Genomic DNA, 20545 nt, shown 5'->3' with positions numbered 1-20545 from the left:
ATAACAGTCGTCATAGACGGAGGACGCCATGCCGATGATCGAGCTGACCGCGCCGGCCGGTGCGCTCACCGACGCGGGCCGCAAGACCGTGCAGAAGGACCTGGCCGCGTTGCTGCTGAAGTGGGAGGGCGCGCCGGACAACGCGTTCTTCCGCTCGGTCGCGTGGACCTACCTGCACGAGCTCCCCGAGGGCGCGCAGACGACGGCCGAGGACGACGCACCGCGGTTCCGCGTGGACGTCCGGGTGCCCACCGGTGTGCTCTCCGACCGGCGCAAGGCCGGTCTGGTGAAGGAGGCGACCGCACTGGTGCTCGAAGCCGCCGGGCTCGGCGAGTCCGACGCGATGCGGGTGTGGGTGCTCATCCACGAGCAGCCGGAGGGGACCTGGGCCGCGGGTGGGCAGATCGTGCAGTTCGCCGAGCTGAAGGCGGCCGCCGCGGCCGGGACTCAGCCCGTCGGCCGGTAGAAGCCGTAGAACGACATCCCGCTGTTCGTCGTGCGGATCTTGCTGACCTGCACGGGATCACCGGCCTCGACCATCTGCCCGTTGCCGATCACCATCGCCACGTGCCCCTCCCACACGACCAGGTCGCCGGGCAGGACCTGGCCCGGCGGCACGGACGCGCCCATCGCCTGCGACGAGGCCGGGCGCGGGAGGTCGAAGCCCGCGTTCTTGTAGGCCCACTGGGTCAGGCCGGAGCAGTCGGTGCCCTGGGGCGGGTTCGCGCCGCCCCAGACGTACGGGGTGCCGAGCGCGGACAGCGCGTTGCGGACGGCCTTGGCCGCGGTCTCGTTCGGCGCCTCGGCACTGCTGCCGTCGGGCAGGTTCACGCCGACGCCGGTGCCGGGCTGCGGCGGGATCGCGACCGGCAGCCGGGGACCGGAACCGCCGCCGCCTCCACCACCGCCGCCACCGCCCCCACCACCGCCGCCGCCTCCACCCGAGCCGCCGCCGCCCCCCGCCGTGGGAGCCGGACCCGGTCGAGTCGTGCTTGGGGGTGTCGGAGGCGCCGGCGGTCGACGTGGTGCCGCCCTCGTCGCCACCGAGCGGCTCGCCGAGCTTGCCCAGCGCGCCGAGATCGGGCTTCTGCAGCCCGTTCAGCTGCCCGACCAGCTGCGTGAGCTGGTCGCGCACCTTCTGCACCTCGGCGGACGTCTTGCCCTGGTAACCGGAAGCCATCCCGGCGAGGTCGGCGAGCGCCGCCAGCACCACACCGGGCCCGGCCACGAACGACGCGGCCACGGCGGCGGCGAGCTTCGGCGTCGCCTTCGACGTGAACTCGTCGATCAGGCCCTGGATCGCCGTGCGACCACCGGTCACCGCGGCGACACCGGAGGACGCCACCGTCTTGAACACGGAAGCGTTGGAGGACAACGTGTTCGCGGCCGAGGCGAACGTGGCGACGCGGCCGGAGAAGGCGTTGGCCTTGTCACCGGACCACGTGTTCAGCACGGCGGTGGCCGCCGAGGAGTGCCGCGACCCCAGGTCCGTCAACGCGGTCTGCGCGCGGCCGAAGGCGTCGCCGGCCTGCGTCGCGCCGCCGGTGTCACCGTCGAGCTTGGCCAGGTCTTCCTTCATGGGCGCGATGAACGTGCTCAGCAGACCCTCGACGCTCATGCGCGCGCCGCCTTGTCCAGCGCCGCCTTGTGCGCCTCTTCCTGGGCGATGTACGCCTCACGGGCCTTCGCCACGGCCGTGCCGAGACCGGACAGCCCGGACGAGGCGGCCTTGATCGCGTCCAGCTGCGCCTGCGCGGCGGTCTGGAACGCGGCGTTGAGCCCCGCCTCGTTGCCGATCTTGCCGAAGCAGTCGCCCGGCAGCGCGGTGGTGCCGTTCAACGTGCCGGTGCCGACCGCGCCCACCTCGCTCGCCAGACCGCTCGCCGCCGACGCGTATCCGGTCAAGGCGTCGAGGTCGACCCTGAGACCCTGTTCCGCCATCTGAAAATCCCCCAGTGGTGACCTGTTCCGCCTAGATCCTGCCCCGATGAGCGGTACCTCGCCCGGCGTTCCGCCAAGATCATGGAGTAGTGGGCGTGATCGAGCACTGGAACCGGATCCTGGCATGGCTGGCGGAGCACGCGCCTGCCACCCGTGCCGTGCTGCGTCCGAGGTACGACGCGCTGCCGGAGCTCCGGGTTCCGCTCGACCTGCAGCTGTGGTGGAGCGTCTACGGCGGCACGGAGGACGACCTCTACGCCGAGATCCTGCCGCCCTTCTACACGCCGATGGGCGCCGACCGCGCATTCGTGCTGCGCGAGACCCACACGAGCAAGCCCGCGGACGCCTCCGAGGCCGGTTCGCCGACGACCGGTTTCCACCCGGAGTGGCTGCCGATCGCGTTCGACGGCACGGGCGACGTGCTCGCGGTGGACCTGCGGCCCGGCGTGCTGCGCGGCTGCGTGGTCGAGTGGGACCAGGAGCGCAACGAGATGGTCAAGCCGGAGTGGACGTCGATCGTCGAGATGTTCGACCAGGTCGCGACGGCACTGGAGACGCGCGGCGCGGTCGGGCACTGCTTCCCCGAGGTCAACACCGCCGGTGAGCTGGGCTGGCGGACCTGCTAGCCGGCTAGACCTTGCCGATGATGTGCAGCTCCTCCAGGCCGCTGATGATCAGGTCGACGCCCAGTGCCGCCAGCAGCACGCCGAGGACTCGCGCCAGCACCCACGTGTAGGTCATCTGCACGTAGCGCATCAGGATGCCGAGGACCGCGATCGCCGCCAGGTCCAGCGCGATCACCGCGGCGAACGCGGCGGCCAGCACGAACGTCGACGCGACCGTGCTGGCGTCGGACATCAGGAACAGGTACGCGATCGCCACGGGGTTCGCGTAGTACGAGGTGGCCAGCTCGTGCGTGCCGCCGGTCGGGTCGTGCTGCGGCTCCTGCTTGCGCCCGAGCACGAGGTCCAGCGCGTGCACGAACAGGATCACGCCACCGGCGAGCATCAACGCCCCGGCGCTGATGTGGAACAGCTGGATCAGCAGCCGTCCGGCCCCGACCACGAAGAGACCGGTCACGAGCGCGATGCCGGTGGTGGTGAGCGCCACCCGCCAGCGCTGGGCCGCGTCCTCGCCCTCCGTGTCGAGCATGAAGGCCACCAGGATCTTCGGCGGACCGACGACGGCCACGAGGATGCTGAAGGCCTCGACGAAGCTCATGCGGTCATGATCGAGCTGGGGAGGTGGCGCCGCGACTCGGCGAGCTCAATTCACCCGGTGCGGGCGAGGTCGCGGCTCACCTCACCCGCCGAGCGCTACTCCGCCGCGTAGTCCCGCGGGCTGATGCCCCGCAGCACCGGACCGCACGCCAGGGCCGCGACCAGGGCGACCACCATGCCGACCCCCACCGGAGCGACCACCCACGGCGTCAGCGGCATGTCGCCGTGGCCCACGAGTCCGCGCGCGAGAACGAGCAGTCCGAGGCCCACGGCGACTCCCGCACCGCACGCCGCGATGGTGACCGCGAACACCGGCAGCATCACTTCCCGGCGCAACGCGTGACCCAGCACGCGAATCGGAGTCCCGGCCGCGATCAACGCGCCGAACGTGCGCCTGCGGTCGATCACCGAGCCGGCCGCGGCCACCGCCGCGCCGATGCCGCCGAGCACGGCCGCGATGGACAACCCGATCACCGTGGCGCGTTCCAGGTCGGCCATCAGCGTGTCGCCGTAGAGGCCCCTCAGCTCGCCGTCCACCAGCTGCACGCCCGGCAGCGTGCCGACCAGCGCGGTGTGCACGGCGTCGCGGTTCTCGGGCGTCGTCGGCACGCCGACCATCGACACGTGACCCTCGACGCCCGGCAGCAGTTCCGGATCGACCACCGCGGTGATCCGCCCGTTGCCGTTGAACGGCCGTGTCTCGTACTGCGCGGGCAGGTTCGCCGTCACCACGTCGTGCGGCCCGCTCGACCGGAACACGTCGCCGTTCGGCTTCGACGGCGCGTACACGGCAGGTCCCGGCCGGCACGACAGCCCGTTCAGCACCTTGGCCACGTCCGCGCACTTGCCGACGATCACGTACGTGCCGTAGTCGTGTTCCTTGCCCGTGCTCACCGTGCCGTCGAGCATCGGGACGATCGGCGCCGAGGTCGCGAGCCGCAACGGGGTGACGTCGTGGGTCACCTGCTCCGCCACGATCGCGTCCGTCTTCCACGTCTCGTCGCGGAACGGCACCTGGCTTTCCAGGCCCGGCAACATGGTCAGCGCCATCGACCCGGTGAAGACCGCGATCACCACGCCCGCCGAGCCGCGGAACGCCGCCACCGGGTCACCGGAGAGCCGGCGCCCCGCGAGCAACGTCGACGGCCTGCGCCACCGTCCGACGAAGAACCTGCCGACCCACGCCGTCAGCACCGGGCCCGCCAGCACCAGCGCGAGCGCCACCGCGCCGAGACCGAGCAGCACCACGGTGAACTGGTTGCCGCCCCTGGCCTGCTGCGCGTAGACGATGCCGAGGAAGAACACGCCCAACGCCCCGGCGATCATCAGCAGCCGCCACGACCGCACCCCGCGCTTCTCCTCGGCCGCGAGCGGCCGGTTCACCACCCGGCGCAGCCCCATGATCGCCGCCGCGATCACCAGCACCGGCGCGAGCACCGCCACCGCCGCCACGACCGCGGGTTCCGCCACGAAGTCACCCGGATACCAGGTGCCGCCCTCCCACGGGATCTCGGCGGTGATGTGGCTGAACGGCTGCGCCAGCAGCACGCCGAGCACGCTGCCCGCGACCGCGCCGATCGCGGTCTCCACGGCGGTCATGATCACGACCTGCCGGGGGCTGGCACCGGCGAGCCGCAACGCCGCCAGCCGCCGTTCCCGTTTCGCGGCGGTCAACCGGGCGGCCGACGCCACCAGCACGAGGCACGGCACGACGAGCACCACGAGCCCGACACGGGTGAGCAGGTAGAGCATGCCGTGGTAGTCGTCGCGGTACGAGCCGGCGCCGCCCTTCAGACCCGTGGCCGGGAAGCCGTTCTCGACCTTGTCGTGACCGATGATCGCGACGAGCTCACCGGGGAACTTCAGCGCCTCCGGCCCGAGCTCGCCGACCAGCCTGCCGGGGAAGCGGTTGCCGAGGTTCTCCGCGGGGGTGCTGCGCACGAGATCCGCGAGCGCGGGGGAGAGCAGCACCTCGTTCGCCTCGGGGAACTTCGCGATGCCCTTGGCCACCGGCACGTCGCCCGGCTCGTTGCGCGCGACGTCGAACCGCTCGATGAGCTTGCCGTCGAAGGAGTCCCGGTTCACCGCGACGGAGATCGCGCCTTTGTCGCCTTGACCGTGGACGTCGCGCCACGCCGTGCGGTCCGCCCGCGCCTGCAGGCCGTTCGGTGCGGCGATCAGCCACAGCACCAGCGACACCGCGATCATCACGCCGAGCGCGACCAGCACGGTGGCGACCTGGCTGCGGCGGTCCCTGCGCAGCACCGCGAGAGCGATCCTCACGCGGACACCGCCGTGTCGATCTTCTGGGCGATCCGGCCGTCCTGGATCTCGACCACGCGCAGCGCCCGGTCGGCGATCGCCTTGTCGTGCGTGACGATCACGACGGCCGCGCCGGTCTCCTCGGCGGCCTGCAGCAGGGCGGTCATCATCTCCTGACCGGTGCGGGTGTCGAGGGCACCGGTCGGTTCGTCCGCGAAGATCACCCGCGGCCGGTGGGCCAGCGCCCGTGCGATCGCGACCCGTTGCGCCTGCCCGCCGGACAGCTCACCGGGACGCCGTTTCTCCAGGCCCCGCAGGCCGAGGCGGCCGAGCCACAGCCGCGCCGCGCCGAGCGACTCCTCCCGGGACCGGCCGGCGAGCAGCATCGGCAGCGCGGCGTTCTCCTCCGCGGTCAGCTCGGCGACGAGCATGCCGGACTGGAACACGAACCCGAACGCGGTGCGCCGCAGCTCGCTGCGTCCCGTCTCGTTCAGCTCGCCGATCGCGCGCCCGTCGAGGAACACCTCGCCGCCGTCGGCGCGCAGGATGCCGGACAGCACGTGCAGCAGCGTCGTCTTGCCGGAACCGGACGGCCCGACGACCGCGAGCACGTCCCCGGCGGAGATGTCGATGTCCACCCCGGCGAGCGCGTGCACGTCGCCGTAGGTCTTGACCAGGCCACGAGCGGCCAGAACGGAATTCATGCTGTTGACGGTGCCGCGTGCGGACCGGCAAAACCTCAGCCTTCACGACACACCGGATCAGCCGGATGACCGAGGCCGGAGAGGTGTGGTGGTCCTACCGTTGTCCATCGTGGACAACCATCGGGGCCAATGGCCGATCGCCGGTGTGCTCGCCCTGCTGATGCTCGGCGAACTGATCCTGATGAGCGGACCGCGCAGCGCCGAGGCGCTCGTGTGGTTGCTCAGCGTGCCTCCGTGCATCGCCGCCGTGGTGTCGTTCAAGTCGCGTGCCTTCACCATTCCGGTGACCGTGGCGTCGATCTTCACGGCGTCGTTCGTCATCCGGTTGTTCCACGTCAGCCTGCCCACGCTGCTGAGCCCGCTGACCGTCGCCGAGACCGCCGCGTGCCTCGTGCTGACCGCGGTCATCGTGCGCGAGGAGCCGCGCCGGGCCGCCGCGTGGTCGGTGGGCTCGCTGATGGCCGTGAGCTTCTTCGCCGCCATCGTGCGCAACAACTGGCTTTCGTCCAGCAACTACAACGAGATGATCGGCTCGCTCGTGCTGGGCTCGCTCGCGGTCGGCACCGGCCTCTACTTCCGCGCCCGCGACACCGAGAGCGGCCGGTTGATCGCCGCCGCCGTCACCGACGCCCAGAAGGAGGAGCGGATCGCGCTGGCCCGCGAGCTGCACGACGTGGTGGCGCACCACGTGACGGGCATGCTCGTGCAGGCCCAGGCCGCGCTGGAGGTCTCCGACGACGACCCGCGCGCCGCCCACCGGTTGCTGCCGGGCATTGTCCGATCGGGCACGGAAGCACTGGGCGCGATGCGGCGGCTGGTCGGCACGCTGCGCCAGGGCGAGAGCGACGTGGCGACGACCGACCTCGCGGCCGACGTGATCTCGACCGTCGAACGCACCCGCGAGCTGGGCTTCGAGACCAGGCTGCGGATCGACCTGCCCGAGGAGGTGCCGCCCGAGCTCGGCCGCTCGGTGTTGCGCCTGGTCCAGGAGTCGCTCACCAACGTGCACAAACACGCGCAGAGCCCCACCATGATCGACGTGGAGATCTCCAGGACCCCTCGGGGCGCCCTGCGGGTGATCGTCGCGGACGACGGCCGCCCGCACGAGCTGAACCAGGGTGGCTACGGTCTCGTAGGCATGCGTGAGCGGGTCGACCTGCTCGGCGGCCTGTTCTCCGCGGGTCCGCGCGAGAACGGCTGGCAGGTGCTCGCCGAGCTACCCCTGGAAGGGACGAAGTGATCTCGGTTCTCATCGCCGACGACCAGGAGATGGTCCGCGTCGGGTTTCGGATGATCCTGGAGAAGCAGCCGGACATCACGGTCGTGGCGGACGTCGCCGACGGGATCTCGGCGGTCACCGCCGCCCGTGAGCACAAGCCGGACGTGGCGCTGCTCGACATCCGCATGCCGGGCCTGGACGGCCTGGAGGTCACGAAGAAGCTCTCCGGGTCCACCAAGGTCGTCGTGGTGACCACGTTCGACCTGGACGAGTACGTGCACACGGCGCTGGAGAACGGGGCGTCCGGGTTCCTGACCAAGGACGCCGGTCCGGCGTTGCTGGTCGAGGCCGTGCGGGCGGCGGCGCAGGGCAACGCGCTGATCTCGCCGCAGGTGACCGTCCGGATGCTGGAGCACTTCTCCCGGCCCGCGGACAAGCCGGACCTCGGGCTGCTGACCGCGCGCGAGCAGGACGTCGTGCGGGAGGTGGCGCGCGGGCTCACGAACCAGGAGATCGCGTCGGCGCTCTTCCTGTCGTTGTCCACGGTCAAGACGCACCTGGCGTCCGTGCAGACCAAGCTGAACGTGCGCAACCGCGTGGAGATCGCCTCGTGGGCGTGGCGGGCGGGCCTGGTCAACTCCTGACCGGGCCCGCCGCCGCACGGGTTCAGACCCCCATGGGGTGCCAGACCGTCTTCGTTTCGAGGTAGGCGCGCAGGCGCGACAGGTCCGGCGTGACTGCGAAGTCCTCGCCGGCCTTGTTGCGCAGCACGCGCTTCACCGTGCCGGCCGCCGACCGCTCCAGGTCGGCGCGCAGCGACTCCGGCGCGCCGGTGAGGTCGAGCGCGTTCACGTCGGCGTGCGACGCGAGCCACGGCGCGATCTCCGCGGTGCGGCCGGTGATGATGTTGACGACACCGCCGGGCACGTCGCTGGTGGCGAGCACCTCGGACAGGGTGATCGCGGGCAGCGGCCGGTCCTGCGAGGTGATGACCACCGCGGTGTTGCCGGAGGCGATCACCGGCGCGATCACGGACACCAGGCCCAGCAACGACGACTGCTGCGGCGCGAGCACCGCGACCACACCCGTCGGTTCCGGCGTGGAGAACGAGAAGTACGGCCCAGCGACCGGGTTCGACGACCCGAGCACCGCCGCGATCTTGTCCGTCCAGCCCGCGTACCAGACCCAGCGGTCGATCGCGGTGTCCACGAGGGACTGCGCCTTCTTCAGCGGCACGCCCTCGGAGGCCGCGACCTCGCTGACGAACTGCTCGCGGCGGCCCTCCAGCACCTCGGCCACCCGGTACAGCACCTGGCCGCGGTTGTACGCCGTGGCACCCGACCAGCCCGGGAAGGCCTTGCGGGCGGCGGAGACCGCGTCACGGGCGTCCTTGCGGGAGCCCTGCGCGGCGTTGGCGAGGAAGGCGCCCTTCGAGTCGGTCACCGGGTAGCTGCGGCCCGACTCGGACCGCGGGAACGCGCCGCCGATGTAGAGCTTGTAGGTCTTCGCGACCGAGACGCGATCAGACATCGAGGTAGGCCTCCAGACCGGTGCGGCCGCCCTCACGGCCGAAGCCCGACTCCTGGTACCCGCCGAACGGCGCGGCCGGGTCGAAGCGGTTGAACGTGTTGGACCACACCACGCCGGCGCGCATCCGTTGCGCCATCCAGAGAATCCGCGAACCCTTCTCCGTCCAGACGCCCGCGGACAGGCCGTACGGCGTGTTGTTCGCCTTGGCCACGGCCTCGTCCGGCGTGCGGAACGTCAGCACCGACAGCACCGGGCCGAAGATCTCCTCGCGGGCGATCCGCATCGCCTGCGACACGTTGGAGAACACCGTCGGGGCGAAGAAGAAACCCTTGTCGGGCAACGGGCACGACGACGTCCACCGCTGGGCGCCCTCGGCCTCGCCCGACTCGGTCAGCTCCTCGATCTTGGTGAGCTGCTCGCGCGAGTTGATCGCGCCGACGTCGGTGTTCTTGTCCAGCGGGTCGCCGACGCGCAGCGTGCTGACCCGCGTGTGCAGCTTCTCCAGCAGTTCGTCCGCAATGGACTCCTGCACCAGCAACCGCGATCCGGCGCAGCACACGTGGCCCTGGTTGAAGAAGATGCCGTTGACGATGCCCTCGACGGCCTGGTCGAGCGGCGCGTCGTCGAACACGATGTTCGCCGCCTTGCCGCCCAGTTCCAGCGTCAGCTTCTTGTTGGTACCGGCCAGCTCCCGCTGGATGATCTTGCCGACGTCGGTGGACCCGGTGAACGCCACCTTGTTCACGTCCGGGTGCCCGACGAGCGACGCGCCGACGTCACCGGCGCCGGGGATGATGTTGACGACGCCCGGCGGCAGGTCGCACTGCTGGATGATCTCCGCCAGCACCAGCGCCGTCAGCGGCGTGGTCTCGGCCGGCTTGAGCACGACGGTGTTGCCGCACGCCAGCGCGGGCGCGATCTTCCACGCGGCCATCAGCAGCGGGAAGTTCCACGGGATCACCTGGCCCGCGACGCCCAGCGGCCTCGGGTCCGGGCCGTAGCCCGCGTAGGAGAGCTTGTCCGCCCACCCCGCGTGGTAGAAGAAGTGCGCCGCCGCCGTGGGCACGTCGACGTCGCGCGACTCCTTGATCGGCTTGCCGTTGTCGAGCGACTCCAGCACCGCGAGCTCACGCGCGCGTTCCTGGATCTGCCGCGCGATCCGGTAGATGTACTTGGCGCGCTCGCTGCCGGGCATCTTCGACCACACGCGGTCGTAGGCCCTGCGCGCCGCCTTGACCGCGGTGTCCACATCGGACTGCGACGCGGTCGAGACCTCCGCCAGCACCTCCTCGGTGGCCGGGTTGATGGTCTTGAGCGGCTCTCCGGTGCCCTCGACGAACTTGCCGTCGACGAACATCCGGTAGTTCGGCTTGAGGTTCGCGATGTCCCGCGACTCGGGCGCGGGGGCGTATTCCCACATGTCTTCAGTCCACCGTCACGTAGTCCGGGCCGCTGTAGTGGCCGTCCAACTGGGTCCGCCGCTGCATGAGCAGGTCGTTCAGCAACGTCGACGCGCCGAACCTGAACAGGTGCGGGTCGAGCCACTCGGGTCCGGCCACCTCGTGCACGGCCACGAGGTACTTGATCGCGTCCTTGGTGCTGCGGATGCCTCCCGCGGGCTTCACCCCGCGCAGCTCGCCGGTCTGGTTCTTCCAGTCCCTGACCGCCTGCAGCATCACGTGCGTGACCGGCAGCGTCGCGGCGGGCTGCACCTTGCCGGTCGACGTCTTGATGAAGTCACCACCGGCCAGTAGCGCGAGCCAGGACGCCCTGCGCACGTTGTCGTACGTCACGAGCTCGCCGGTCTCCAGGATGACCTTGAGGTGCGCGCCCCCGCAGGCCTCCTTCACCTTGACGATCTCCTCGAACACCGCGCCGTACCGGCCGCTCAGGAACGCGCCCCGGTCGATCACCATGTCGACCTCGGTCGCGCCCTGCTCGACGGCGAACCGGGTGTCGGCCAGCTTGATGTCCATCGTGCTGCGGCCGCTGGGGAACGCCGTCGCGACGCTGGCGATGTTGATGCCGGTGCCCTTGAGCTCGTCCGCTGCCGTCCTGACCATGTCCGGGTAGACGCACACCGCGGCGACCCGCGGCACGTCCGGCCGCTCGGGGTCGGGGCGCTTCGCCTTGGCGGCGAGGCTGCGCACCTTGCCGTGCGTGTCCGCGCCTTCCAGCGTGGTCAGGTCCACCATGCTGATCGCCAGGTCGATGGCGTGCAGCTTCGAGGCCTTCTTGATGCTCCGCGTGCCGAGGCCCGCGGCTCGTTGCTCGACGCCGACCTGGTCGACGCCGGGGAGCCCGTGCAGGAACCGCCGCAGCGACGATTCGTCGCGCACGGCGTCAGCCAGGGCCGACGGCAGTGTCGTTGGAGCAGCCATGACCGCGAGTCTAAGCGGAATGGGACGCCCGTCCTAAGTGAAGCCGTTTGCGCTGATCAGGCGTATCTGAACGGCACGCGCAACCTCCTCGGGGGAGTGGCCGTCATCCTGGATCATGTGGGGGTGGCTGACGTGCTGAGGATCACGCTGCTGGGGTCCGTGGACGCCTGGGTGGACGGCGAACGCCTGCCGCTCGGCTCACCCCTGCAGCGGACGCTCTTCGCGATGCTCGCGATCGAGGCCGGCACGGCGGTGCCGGTGGACCGGCTCGTCGACGCGCTGTGGGGTGAGACGCTGCCGGGAGACCCGCGGGCGTTGGTGCACAGCTACTCGTCGCGGTTGCGCAAGGTGCTCAGGACGGCCGGGGCCGAGATCGGCAAGCGGGCCGCCGGGTACGTGCTGGAGGTCGAGCCGCGGGTCGTCGACCTGCACGCGGCCCGTGCGCTGGTGCGCGACCAGGAGCTGAAGAAGGCCCTCGACCTGTGGCCGGAGCACGCGCTGGGCGGGCTGACCGACTCGGACGTGGTCGCCGCGCTGCGGACGAAGCTCGCCGCGGAACGGTTGTCCGTGGCCGAGGCGTGGGCGGCGAAGGCGCTCGACACCGGGGAGCCGGTGCTCGCCGAACTGACGAGCCTGACGGCGGCGAACCCGTTGCGGGAGAGCCTGGTCAGGCTCGAACTGATCGCGTTGTGCCGCGCCGGCCGGCAGGCCGACGCCCTCAGGCGGTACGAGGAGACGCGCGAGCTGCTGGCGGACGAGCTGGGCATCGATCCCGGCGCCGAGCTGCGGGACGTGCACGCGCGGATCCTCCGGGCGGACCCGGCGCTGGAGGCACCGGGCGAACAGGTCGTCGCGCTGCCGTTCGACGTGCCGGACTTCACCGGGCGCGCGGAGGAGCTGGCCGGGCTCGGCGACGGGCATCAGGTCGTGGTGGTCGACGGCATGGCGGGCGTCGGGAAGACCGCGCTCGTCGTGCACGCGGTGCACCGGCTCGGCGAACGGTTCCCGGACGCGCGGATCTTCGTCGACCTGCACGGGTTCACGCCCGGCCGTGAGCCCGTGACCGCGCACGCGGCGTTGCGGCACCTGCTGCAGGCGGTCGGGGTGCCGTCGTCGCGCATCCCCGGCGACCTCGACCAGCGCGTCACGGCCTGGCGGGCGGAGATGGCGCGGCGGCGGGCGATCGTGGTGCTCGACAACGCGGCGTCCGCCGAGCAGGTGCGGCCACTGCTGGTGGGGACGCCGGGCAGCCTCACGCTCGTCACCAGCAGGCTGCGGCTGATGGTCGACGGGGCGGCGGCGATGTCGCTCGACGTGCTGCCGGCCGACGACGCGACGGCGTTGGTGACCGGCGTGGTGGGGCAACGGGCCGCGGCCGAACCGGAGGCCGTCGCGGCACTGGTCGAGACGTGCGGGAGGTTGCCGCTCGCGTTGCGGATCGCCGCGGCGCGACTCGCCAGCCGTCCGAAGTGGACGGTCGCGGACCTGGTGGAACGGCTGCGGGAGCACCGGCGGACGTTGCCGGAGCTGACCTCGGGGGACCGGACCGTCGTCGCCTCCTTTCTGCTGTCGTACGACCAGCTGAGCGTTGCGCAGCAACGGATGTTCACCCTGCTCGGCCGGCTGCCCGGTCCCGACGCCGACGCGCACGGGGCCGCCGCGCTGGCCGACGTGTCGTTCCACGACGCCCGCGACCTGCTGGAGGACCTGCTCGACCACCACCTGCTCGTGCAGCACGTGCGCGGCCGGTACACGTTCCACGACCTGGTGCGCGAGTTCGCGCGCTCGCTGTCCGACGACGAACCGCGCGGCCTGCTCGACTACTACCTGCACGTCGCGAACACCGCGGCGCACATCCTCCAGCCGGGCAGGCCGGACTCGTCGCCGAAGGTCGACCGGGTGCCGCTCGAACCGCCGGTGCTGCGCAACATCGGCGACGCGATGACGTGGCTGCGCACGGAACGCGAGAACCTCCTGGCGTCCGCGCGTCTGCTCGCGGAAATCGGCGACGACCACAACACGTGGGCGCTGACCCGCGACATCGGGCACAGCCTGGTCATCACGCACCGGCTCGACGACCTGGACGAGCTGCACGTGCTGGCGCTCGCCGCCGCGCGCCGGTCCGACGACCTGGACAAGGAGATGGGCGTGGCGTTCGGCCTGGCCAACCTGGCCTACGGCCGTTGCCGTTACCGGGAGGCGCTGGGGCACGCGGAGCACGCACGGGCGTTGGCCCAGGAGCTCGGCGACATGCGCTGGGAAGGCGACTCGCAGGCCATGAAGGCGATGGTGCTGCACCGCCTCGGACGCTTCGACGAGGCCCTCGCCGTCGCCGAGGAAGGGCTGGTGCCGCAACGGATCATCGAGTCCTTCCGGATCCACGCGATCTGCGTCAGCAACATGGGCCGCGCCCACCTGGCCCGCGGCGACGCGGAGAAGGCGCTCGGGCGGTTCACCGAGTCGCTCGACCTCGTCCGCGAGCTCGGCGAGCAGAGCGAGGAGGCGTCGATCCTCTGCGGCCTCGGCGCCACGCACAGCGTGCTGGGCGAGCACGACCGCGCCCTCGTGCTCCTCGCGCAGGGTCTGGCGCTGGCCGAGCAGGTCGGCAACGACCACTACGTCATGCGCGGCCTGATCAAGACGGCCGGCGCGATGCGCCGCGCCGGACGGCTCGACGAGGCGCGTTCGTTCGCGCACAAGGCTTTCGCGGCGCTCGGGCACGGCGTCGCGCTCGACCACCTCAGCACCATGCACAACGTCATGGGCGCCATCGAGCTCGCCGCCGGACGGCCGGCGGAAGCGGCGGAGCAGTACCGCGCGGCGCTCGCTATCGCGGAGAAGATCGAGTACCGGATCGAGGAGGCGCACGCCCTGGACGGGCTCGCTCGCGCGTTGCCCGATCACGTGGACCACCGGGTCCGGGCGGACGAACTGTGCCGGGAGATGGGCGCAAGGCTGCTCTGAGCAACGGCACCGGGCGCTCGTCCAGCGGAAGTCGTTCGTCAGCGCAACAGCTCGGGCCGATCGATGATGACGATCTCGCCGTCGCGACCGCGTTCCTCGTAGAACTCGGCGACGTCGTCGAGGTCCTCGATCGGGTCGTCGAGCCACGACCAGTCACCCGGCAGCTTCGCCAACTCGTTCCGCGCGAACCTGAGCGCCTGGTCGAGCCGGTTGACGTCCGTGCGGCTCACGAAGTCCGCGCTGGAGATCAGCACGGTCCACCTCTTCGTGGCGCGTTCCCCGTCCATCTTGAGCCAGACGGTCGCGCCGGCCATCTCCGCCAGCTCGACGAAGTCCGCCACCCGCATCAGTCGAGCAGTTCGCGCAGCACCTGGGACTTCTTTTTCTTCGGCCCCTTCACGTCGACGCCGCCCATGATCGCGAGCCCGGTGATGCGCACCGTCGGCGCACCGGGGATGTGCGGCCGCGCCGGCGCCCGGTTCTCGAACGCGCCCATGATGCCGAACCCTTCGACCTTCACGTTGATGTCGTCCGGCACGCGGATGTCGACACCGCCCCAGAACGCGAACACGCTGATGGTGACCTCGGCCTCGGCGAAGTGCGCGTTGGTCAGGTCGAGGTCGATGCCGCCCATGACCGCGACGGCGTTGTGCAGCCGCGGGACCACCCACTGGCCCTTGCGGTCGACGCCGGACCAGAACGCGACGGACGTCGCACTGCCCGGCTCGCCGCCGATGCGGTTGCTCAGAGCCGGTTGGTACTGCGGCACGACCGGGGTCTGGGGCAGACCGCTCAGCACCAGGTCCGCGGTGATGGGCACGAGTTCGCCGTAGGTCTTCGCGGCGTAGACGGCCGCGAGCCGTTCGTCCAGCTCGTGGATGTCGAGGCGGCCCTCGGCGGTCGCCTTGTGCAGCACCTGGGCGACCCGTTCCCGGTCCGCGTCGGAGGCTCGCAGGTGGCTCTGGTCAGCGGGTACCAGCTCGTCGCTCACCCGATCGAGTCTAGAGCGGTCACCTGCGGTTCGGTGCGAACTTCACGGTGATCGCGAAGGCGAGAACGAGCAGGGCTCCGAGGGCCGAGGCGAGCGCCGGGCTGTAGCCCCACGTCATCGGCAGCACGCCGATCGCCACGGCGAGTGAGGCCGACACACCCAGGATGAGCAGCGGCGATTCGCACAGCTGCTGGACGGGCTTCTGCTCGATCGTCACCGTTCGCTCCTCCGCGTCTCAACTGGTCAGCAGACACTTCGGAGTCGCTTTGTCGATTCTTTACTCCCGGATCGGGTTGCGCGGCCACTGAATCGGGTGGTGTCAGCGCAGCGGGTTCGTGACCGGAGGGTCGGCCGGCCGCACGGAGCCGCTCACCTCGCGGAGCTCCGCGTACGGGACGCTGCCCTCCGCGCCGCGCGACGAGACGCGAACCCCGTTGGTGAACACCAGCTCGACGACGCCGCTGGTGTCGCGCACGCCGTCCAGCTGCCACGACGTCTCCACCGTGAACGGGAACCTGATCTGCACGTGCTCGTCGAACGACAGGCTCTCGGCGAGCAGTCGCGCGCGGTCGCGGTCGTCGGGAAATCCCTGCACCTGAACGAAAGCCCACGCGCCGCGCTCCCACTCGACCGCGACCGTCGTACCGGTCCAGAGCGCGCGCCTGCCGTTGACGTCCGGCATCGGTTCGCCCGACGGCGTACCGACCGCGCCCGCCGCGTTCACCTCGACGAGTCCGGACTGGTGGCCGCCGGGCTCGGGCGTCAGCGTGATCAACTGACGCTCTCGCCCGGTGAAGTACGCGCTCGTCTGCAGGCCGGGCACCGGACCTGCGCTGATCGTGCGCACGAACGGGTCGAACGCGCCGGCGGCCGGTGCGGGTGCCGCGGCAGGCCGGATCATCAACGGCAGCAGGCCCGCGACGATCAGCACGAACGCCCCGGCCGCCGTCACCCGCAAGGCCTTCGTGCGTTTCCCGGACCTGATCGCGCGCTGGACGTTGACCCCGGTGGACGCCGGAACGTCGACGGCGCGCAGCGGGCCGAGCAGCAGTGCACCGTCCTCTTCGGACATTCGAGTCATCGCTGAGTCACTCCCAACTGTGCGCGCAGGGTCGTCAGCCCGGCCGACGTCTGGCTCTTCACCGTGCCCTCCGAGCAGCGCAGGGCGCGCGCGACCTCGGCCACGGGCAGGTCGAACAGGAAGCGGAGGACGAGCACCGCGCGTTGACCGGCGGGCACGCGCATCAGGGCGACCCGGACCTCCTCGCGGGTCTCGAACTCCGGGTTCGTCACGGTGGACAGCTCGTCGACCCGGTCGAAGAGGCGCATCCGGCTCCACGGGCGTCTGCGCTCGTTGAGGAACGTCCGGACGAGGATCGCCCGGACGTACGCGTCGAGGTTGTCGGCGGCCTTCGCCCTGCGCCAGTTCGCGTACAGCCGCGTGATCGCGACCTGCACGACGTCGTCGGCGCCGTGCACGTCACCGCAGAGCAGGTAGGCGGTGCGCCGCAACCAGGGCAGCGCCGCCGTGACGTACTCGGTGTAGTCGTGGTCAGCCAACCCTCCCCCTTCTGTCCTCACTCAGGACACGGCGAGAGGGAGGGCGGGTTGGGTGTTCTGGGTCACACGGTCGGCTGGCGCAACGGCAGCCCCGCCGCCCGGTAGATCGAGTCGATCACCGTCATGTTCTTCACGGCGTCGTCCGCGGTCGTCGGGAACGGCTTGCCGTGCAGCACCGCGTCGGTGAACGCGTCGAGCTGGTAGGCGTAGGTCGGACGCCGCCCGAACGTCTCGGCGGAGCTCCTGTTCTTGAGCCGCAACGACAACCGGTGGAACACGTGCGGCCCGATGGGGTTGAAGACGCTCAGCGTGCCGTTCTCGCCGATGGCCTTCATCGACATCTTGAGCACGGTCGACGACCACATCGACGCGTGCACGGAACCCGTGTGGCCGGAGGGGAAGCGCAGCTCGGCGCGCATCGCCCTGTCGATGGACGGGCCTCGCAGCAACGCCCGTGCCGACCGGACTTCGGGTTCTTCGCCGCCCAGCAGGCGCGCCATGTGCACGGCGTAGCAGCCGGCGTCCATCATCGCGCCACCCGCGAGCGAGTAGTCGTAGCGGATGTTGGAGAACATCGGCAGCGGGAAGCAGAGCGAGGCCTCCACGTGCCGCAACGGGCCCAGCACCCCGGACCTCATGATCTCGTCCACGCGCTGCGCCAGCGGGTGGTAGCGGTAGTGGAACGCCTCCATCACCACGAGCCCGGACTTGGCGGCGGCTTCGGCCACCACCGCGGCTTCGGCGGCGTTGGCGGTGAACGGCTTCTCGCACAGCACGTGCTTGCCGGCTTCCAGCGCGGCCAGCGTCCACCTGCCGTGCAGGCCGTTCGGCAGCGGGTTGTAGACGGCGTCGACGGCCGGATCCGCGAGCAGGTCCTCGTAGGAGCCGTGCACGCGCGGGATGCCGTGCTTGTCGGCGAAGGCCTGGGCGCGCTGCGCCGACCGGGCGGCCACCGCGACGACTTCGGCGACGGTCGAGGAGCGGGCCGGCCGGATGACAGCGGGCGGCGTGATCATGGCCGCGCCGAGCACTCCGATGCGCACGTGATCTGTCACGCGGCCGACCCTACACCTCTTCAGTTAACAGCGTTCACTCCACCAGATCGGTGGCGCGGGAGGGGAAGAACGGGATCTTCTCGATCGGGGACGGATCGGACCAGCGCCACGACTCCATCTGGCGGCGGGACCGCCTGCCGAAGAACGCCCGCCACAGCTCGTAGCCCTCGACCTCCAGGGTCACGGGACCGTCGCCGAACTCGCCGAAGTCCGTCTTCGCGGTGACCTCCGGCAGGCGGCGCACGAACATCCAGGTCAGCGTGGGCTGCCACACCGCGTCCGGCAGGCGTTCGCGGCCGAGCGCCCCGCGCAGGTCGGCCTCGTGCGTGATCGCGTCCACGGCCAGCTGGAACGGGATCTGCTCCAGCGCGTCGATGCGGTCGCCGTCGGCGTTCCACTGCTCCAGGAGCTCGACGACGGAGAGGTGCTCGCGTTCGGCGACGTGCCGCGCGGTCCACTCCTGCGACGGCGCGCCCTCCATCCGTCCGGTGGTGAAGTCCGAGGCCCCACCCGCGAGGTGCGCGATCAGCTGGTGCACGGTCCACTCAGGACAGGCGGGGACCGTGCGGGCCAGGTCTTGCGGGCTCAGTCCCATCGCGAGCCCCACCGTGCGCTGACGGGACTCCCGGTAGATCTCTTCGAACACCCCTAGCTCCTCCCAGCGGTTACGGTGTCGGGCATGGACGTCCTCGTCGTCGATCATCCACTCGCCAAGGCGAGACTCACAACCATGCGCGACGCGCGCACGGACAACGCCGCTTTCCGCGCCGCGCTGCAGGAACTCACCGTCATGCTGGTCTACGAGGCCATGCGCGAGGCGCCGCTGACGGAGGACCGGACGCACACCCCGGTCGCGCGCACCACCGGCTACCGGCTGTCGAACCCGCCGCTGCTCGTGCCGGTGCTGCGGGCCGGGCTGGGCATGGCCGACCAGGCGCACAAGCTGATCCCGGACGCCCAGATGGGGTTCGTGGGGCTGGCGCGCGACGAGGAGACGCTGCAGCCGACGCCGTACATGGAGTCGCTGCCCGAGGACCTCGCCGGACGCCCGGTGTTCGTGCTCGACCCGATGCTCGCGACCGGTGGCTCGATGGCCTACACGATCCGGTTGCTGACCCAGCGCGGCGCGACGGACGTGACGGCGGTCTGCGTGCTGGCGGCGCCCGAGGGCATCAACCACCTCGAGGACTCGAAGCTGCCGGTGCGTCTCGTCACCGCTTCGGTGGACGAGCGGTTGAACGACTCCGGCTACATCGTGCCCGGCCTGGGCGACGCCGGTGACCGTCTGTACGGGGCGGTCTAGGACATACCTCCGATCGGACGTAGCAGTGGTCTAGACCTCAGAGCTAACGTGCTCTGGACCACATCGCCGCTGCCGCGATCGTTCTTGAGGAGACACATGTCCAGACGGAGATGGGGTGTCACCGCTCTCGCGGTCGGCGCCCTGTCCGCGTCGCTGGCCGTAGTGCCGGCGAACGCCGATGTCGAGACCAGTGGGCACCACGGGTACTCGAAGACCCGCACGGTCGGGTACTTCATCCAGTGGGGCGTGTACGGCCGCAACTTCCGGGTGAAGAACCTGGTCGACAGCGGGGCCGCCGCGCGGCTCACGCACCTCAACTACGCCTTCGGGTTCCTCGACGAGTCGGGCAAGTGCGTCAGCGCCGACCCGTGGGCCGACTGGCAGATGCCCTACACGGCCGAGCAGTCCGTCAGCGGCAAGGCCGACGAACCCGGACAGCTCGCGGGCAACCTGAACCAGCTCAGGCAGCTCAAGGCCAAGTACCCCAAGCTGAGGATCAACATCTCGCTCGGTGGCTGGACGGGCTCCCGCTACTTCTCCAACGCCGCGCTGACGCCCGAATCGCGTGCCGCGAGCGTCAGGTCCTGCGTCGACATGTGGATCAACGGCAACCTGCCGGGCCTGCCCGCGGGTGCCGCCAAGGGCATCTTCGACGGTGTCGACATCGACTGGGAATGGCCTGCCAGCAACGGCAACATGGAGCCGCCCAACGTCGTGCGCCCCGAGGACAAGCAGAACTTCACCAAGCTGCTCGCCGAGTACCGCAGGCAGCTGGGCTGGAACCGCGACCTGACCGCGTTCCTGCCCGCCGACCCGGTGCAGGTCGACCGCGGCTTCGAGGCCGCGAAGGTGTTCTGCTACCTCACTTTCGGCACGCTGCAGGGCTACGACTACCACGGCGCGTGGGAGCCTCCGGCCAACCAGCAGTCCGCGCTGCGCGTGCCCAAGGGCGACCCGTCGCCGTCCGAGTTCAGCTCCGAGGTGACCGTCAACGCGTGGCTCTCGCGGGGTGCGCCGCGCTCGAAGACCGTGCTCGGGGTGCCGTTCTACGGCCGCGGCTGGACCGGTGTCGCACCCGGCACGCGCAACGGCCTGTTCGGCACGGGCACGCCGGCGCCGGCCACGTACGAGGCGGGCTACGAGGACTTCCACGCCCTCAAGCCGAAGCTGGCCGACGGCAAGTACAAGGTCTACCGCGACGAACGCGCCGGCTTCGCGTGGATCTACGACGGCACGACGTGGTGGACCTACGACGACGCGGTGGAGATGAAGCGCAAGGCTCGCTTCATCAACGACCGTCGTCTGGGCGGCGCGATGATCTGGTCGCTCGACGGTGACACCACCGACGCCGAACTGATCAAGGCCCTGGACGGCGCCCTGAGATAGGGCACCGCCAGTAGGACGGACTGTCCGGA

At 70.7% G+C, this 20545-nt stretch carries 22 protein-coding genes; 7 read left to right on the top strand and 15 right to left on the bottom strand.

Translation table 11 applies throughout. From position 1 onward, the window contains the following. Positions 1–28 precede the first annotated feature (28 nt). Positions 29–466 carry a tautomerase family protein gene (locus tag ACWEIJ_RS01920; RefSeq protein WP_449835325.1) on the top strand — a complete coding sequence of 146 codons (438 nt, stop codon included), beginning with the start codon at positions 29–31 and terminating at the stop codon, positions 464–466. Here the strand turns inward: ACWEIJ_RS01920 and ACWEIJ_RS01915 are convergent. Then, positions 448–831, bottom strand: a complete 384-nt coding sequence (locus tag ACWEIJ_RS01915) for a C40 family peptidase (protein ID WP_449835324.1) — start codon at positions 829–831, stop codon at positions 448–450. The genes ACWEIJ_RS01920 and ACWEIJ_RS01915 overlap by 19 nt on opposite strands. Before the next feature lie 783 nt (positions 832–1614). Then, the gene (locus ACWEIJ_RS01910) at positions 1615–1941 is read right to left on the bottom strand and encodes a hypothetical protein (protein ID WP_449835323.1); all 327 of its coding nucleotides are present in this window, start codon (positions 1939–1941) and stop codon (positions 1615–1617) included. A gap of 95 nt (positions 1942–2036) precedes the next feature. On the opposite strand from ACWEIJ_RS01910, the gene ACWEIJ_RS01905 reads away from it, so the two are divergent. Beyond that, positions 2037–2567, top strand: a complete 531-nt coding sequence (locus ACWEIJ_RS01905) for an SMI1/KNR4 family protein (protein ID WP_449835322.1) — start codon at positions 2037–2039, stop codon at positions 2565–2567. A gap of 4 nt (positions 2568–2571) precedes the next feature. On the opposite strand, the gene ACWEIJ_RS01900 is transcribed toward ACWEIJ_RS01905, so the two are convergent. The 3 genes from ACWEIJ_RS01900 to ACWEIJ_RS01890 form a co-directional block, all read right to left on the bottom strand. Beyond that, positions 2572–3162: a MarC family protein gene (locus ACWEIJ_RS01900; protein WP_449835321.1), complete on the bottom strand. Its 591-nt coding sequence runs from the start codon at positions 3160–3162 to the stop codon at positions 2572–2574. Positions 3163–3257: 95 nt separating this feature from the next. Beyond that, on the bottom strand, positions 3258–5444 hold the full coding sequence (locus ACWEIJ_RS01895; RefSeq protein ID WP_449835320.1) for an FtsX-like permease family protein: 2187 nt from the start codon (positions 5442–5444) through the stop codon (positions 3258–3260). Then, positions 5441–6127 (bottom strand): ABC transporter ATP-binding protein, encoded by a 687-nt coding sequence (locus tag ACWEIJ_RS01890; protein WP_449835319.1) that lies wholly within the window; start codon positions 6125–6127, stop codon positions 5441–5443. The genes ACWEIJ_RS01895 and ACWEIJ_RS01890 overlap by 4 nt, the downstream gene beginning before the upstream one ends. Positions 6128–6236: 109 nt before the next feature. On the opposite strand from ACWEIJ_RS01890, the gene ACWEIJ_RS01885 reads away from it, so the two are divergent. After that, entirely contained in the window at positions 6237–7367 is a 1131-nt protein-coding gene (locus ACWEIJ_RS01885; RefSeq protein ID WP_449835318.1) for a sensor histidine kinase, read from the top strand. Further along, positions 7364–7990, top strand: coding sequence for a response regulator (locus ACWEIJ_RS01880; protein ID WP_449835317.1), 627 nt, complete (start codon positions 7364–7366; stop codon positions 7988–7990). Before ACWEIJ_RS01885 ends, ACWEIJ_RS01880 begins: the two co-directional genes overlap by 4 nt. 22 nt (positions 7991–8012) lie before the next feature. Here the strand turns inward: ACWEIJ_RS01880 and ACWEIJ_RS01875 are convergent, their stop codons facing one another. Genes ACWEIJ_RS01875 through deoC form a run of 3 tightly spaced genes read right to left on the bottom strand, consistent with a single transcriptional unit; the run spans position 8013 to position 11257 of the window. Next, complete coding sequence (locus tag ACWEIJ_RS01875; protein ID WP_449835316.1) at positions 8013–8876, bottom strand: aldehyde dehydrogenase family protein; 864 nt, start codon at positions 8874–8876, stop codon at positions 8013–8015. Next, positions 8869–10296 (bottom strand): aldehyde dehydrogenase family protein, encoded by a 1428-nt coding sequence (locus tag ACWEIJ_RS01870; RefSeq protein ID WP_449835315.1) that lies wholly within the window; start codon positions 10294–10296, stop codon positions 8869–8871. Before ACWEIJ_RS01870 ends, ACWEIJ_RS01875 begins: the two co-directional genes overlap by 8 nt. 4 nt (positions 10297–10300) lie before the next feature. Next, the gene (deoC, locus tag ACWEIJ_RS01865) at positions 10301–11257 is read right to left on the bottom strand and encodes a deoxyribose-phosphate aldolase (RefSeq protein WP_449835314.1); all 957 of its coding nucleotides are present in this window, start codon (positions 11255–11257) and stop codon (positions 10301–10303) included. A gap of 123 nt (positions 11258–11380) precedes the next feature. On the opposite strand from deoC, the gene ACWEIJ_RS01860 reads away from it, so the two are divergent. Continuing rightward, positions 11381–14221 carry a BTAD domain-containing putative transcriptional regulator gene (locus ACWEIJ_RS01860; RefSeq protein ID WP_449835313.1) on the top strand — a complete coding sequence of 947 codons (2841 nt, stop codon included), beginning with the start codon at positions 11381–11383 and terminating at the stop codon, positions 14219–14221. Between the two features lie 38 nt (positions 14222–14259). Here the strand turns inward: ACWEIJ_RS01860 and ACWEIJ_RS01855 are convergent, their stop codons facing one another. The 7 genes from ACWEIJ_RS01855 to ACWEIJ_RS01825 form a co-directional block, all read right to left on the bottom strand. Beyond that, positions 14260–14562, bottom strand: a complete 303-nt coding sequence (locus ACWEIJ_RS01855) for a hypothetical protein (protein ID WP_449835312.1) — start codon at positions 14560–14562, stop codon at positions 14260–14262. Positions 14563–14567: 5 nt separating this feature from the next. Further along, positions 14568–15212 carry a DUF1707 SHOCT-like domain-containing protein gene (locus ACWEIJ_RS01850; protein ID WP_449835311.1) on the bottom strand — a complete coding sequence of 215 codons (645 nt, stop codon included), beginning with the start codon at positions 15210–15212 and terminating at the stop codon, positions 14568–14570. Between the two features lie 19 nt (positions 15213–15231). Next, entirely contained in the window at positions 15232–15429 is a 198-nt protein-coding gene (locus tag ACWEIJ_RS01845) for a hypothetical protein (RefSeq protein WP_449835310.1), read from the bottom strand. A gap of 102 nt (positions 15430–15531) precedes the next feature. Further along, positions 15532–16284 (bottom strand): hypothetical protein, encoded by a 753-nt coding sequence (locus tag ACWEIJ_RS01840; protein WP_449835309.1) that lies wholly within the window; start codon positions 16282–16284, stop codon positions 15532–15534. A gap of 5 nt (positions 16285–16289) precedes the next feature. Further along, positions 16290–16772, bottom strand: a complete 483-nt coding sequence (locus tag ACWEIJ_RS01835) for a SigE family RNA polymerase sigma factor (RefSeq protein ID WP_449835308.1) — start codon at positions 16770–16772, stop codon at positions 16290–16292. 62 nt (positions 16773–16834) lie between these two features. Further along, positions 16835–17827, bottom strand: coding sequence for a Gfo/Idh/MocA family protein (locus tag ACWEIJ_RS01830; RefSeq protein WP_449835307.1), 993 nt, complete (start codon positions 17825–17827; stop codon positions 16835–16837). A 34-nt stretch (positions 17828–17861) separates the two neighbouring features. Further along, the gene (locus tag ACWEIJ_RS01825) at positions 17862–18473 is read right to left on the bottom strand and encodes a maleylpyruvate isomerase N-terminal domain-containing protein (RefSeq protein WP_449835306.1); all 612 of its coding nucleotides are present in this window, start codon (positions 18471–18473) and stop codon (positions 17862–17864) included. Between the two features lie 33 nt (positions 18474–18506). Between ACWEIJ_RS01825 and upp the strand changes: the two genes are divergently transcribed. Together upp and ACWEIJ_RS01815 are read left to right on the top strand one after the other, a co-directional pair. After that, positions 18507–19130, top strand: coding sequence for a uracil phosphoribosyltransferase (upp, locus tag ACWEIJ_RS01820; protein ID WP_355448865.1), 624 nt, complete (start codon positions 18507–18509; stop codon positions 19128–19130). Positions 19131–19226: 96 nt separating this feature from the next. Then, positions 19227–20516 carry a glycoside hydrolase family 18 protein gene (locus ACWEIJ_RS01815; protein ID WP_449835305.1) on the top strand — a complete coding sequence of 430 codons (1290 nt, stop codon included), beginning with the start codon at positions 19227–19229 and terminating at the stop codon, positions 20514–20516. Positions 20517–20545: the final 29 nt, after the last annotated feature.

The sequence above is a fragment of the Lentzea sp. NPDC004789 genome, from assembly GCF_053601075.1.
The sequence above is the reverse complement of the archived record's forward strand: the minus strand, read 5'-3'. Positions and strand labels throughout refer to the sequence as shown.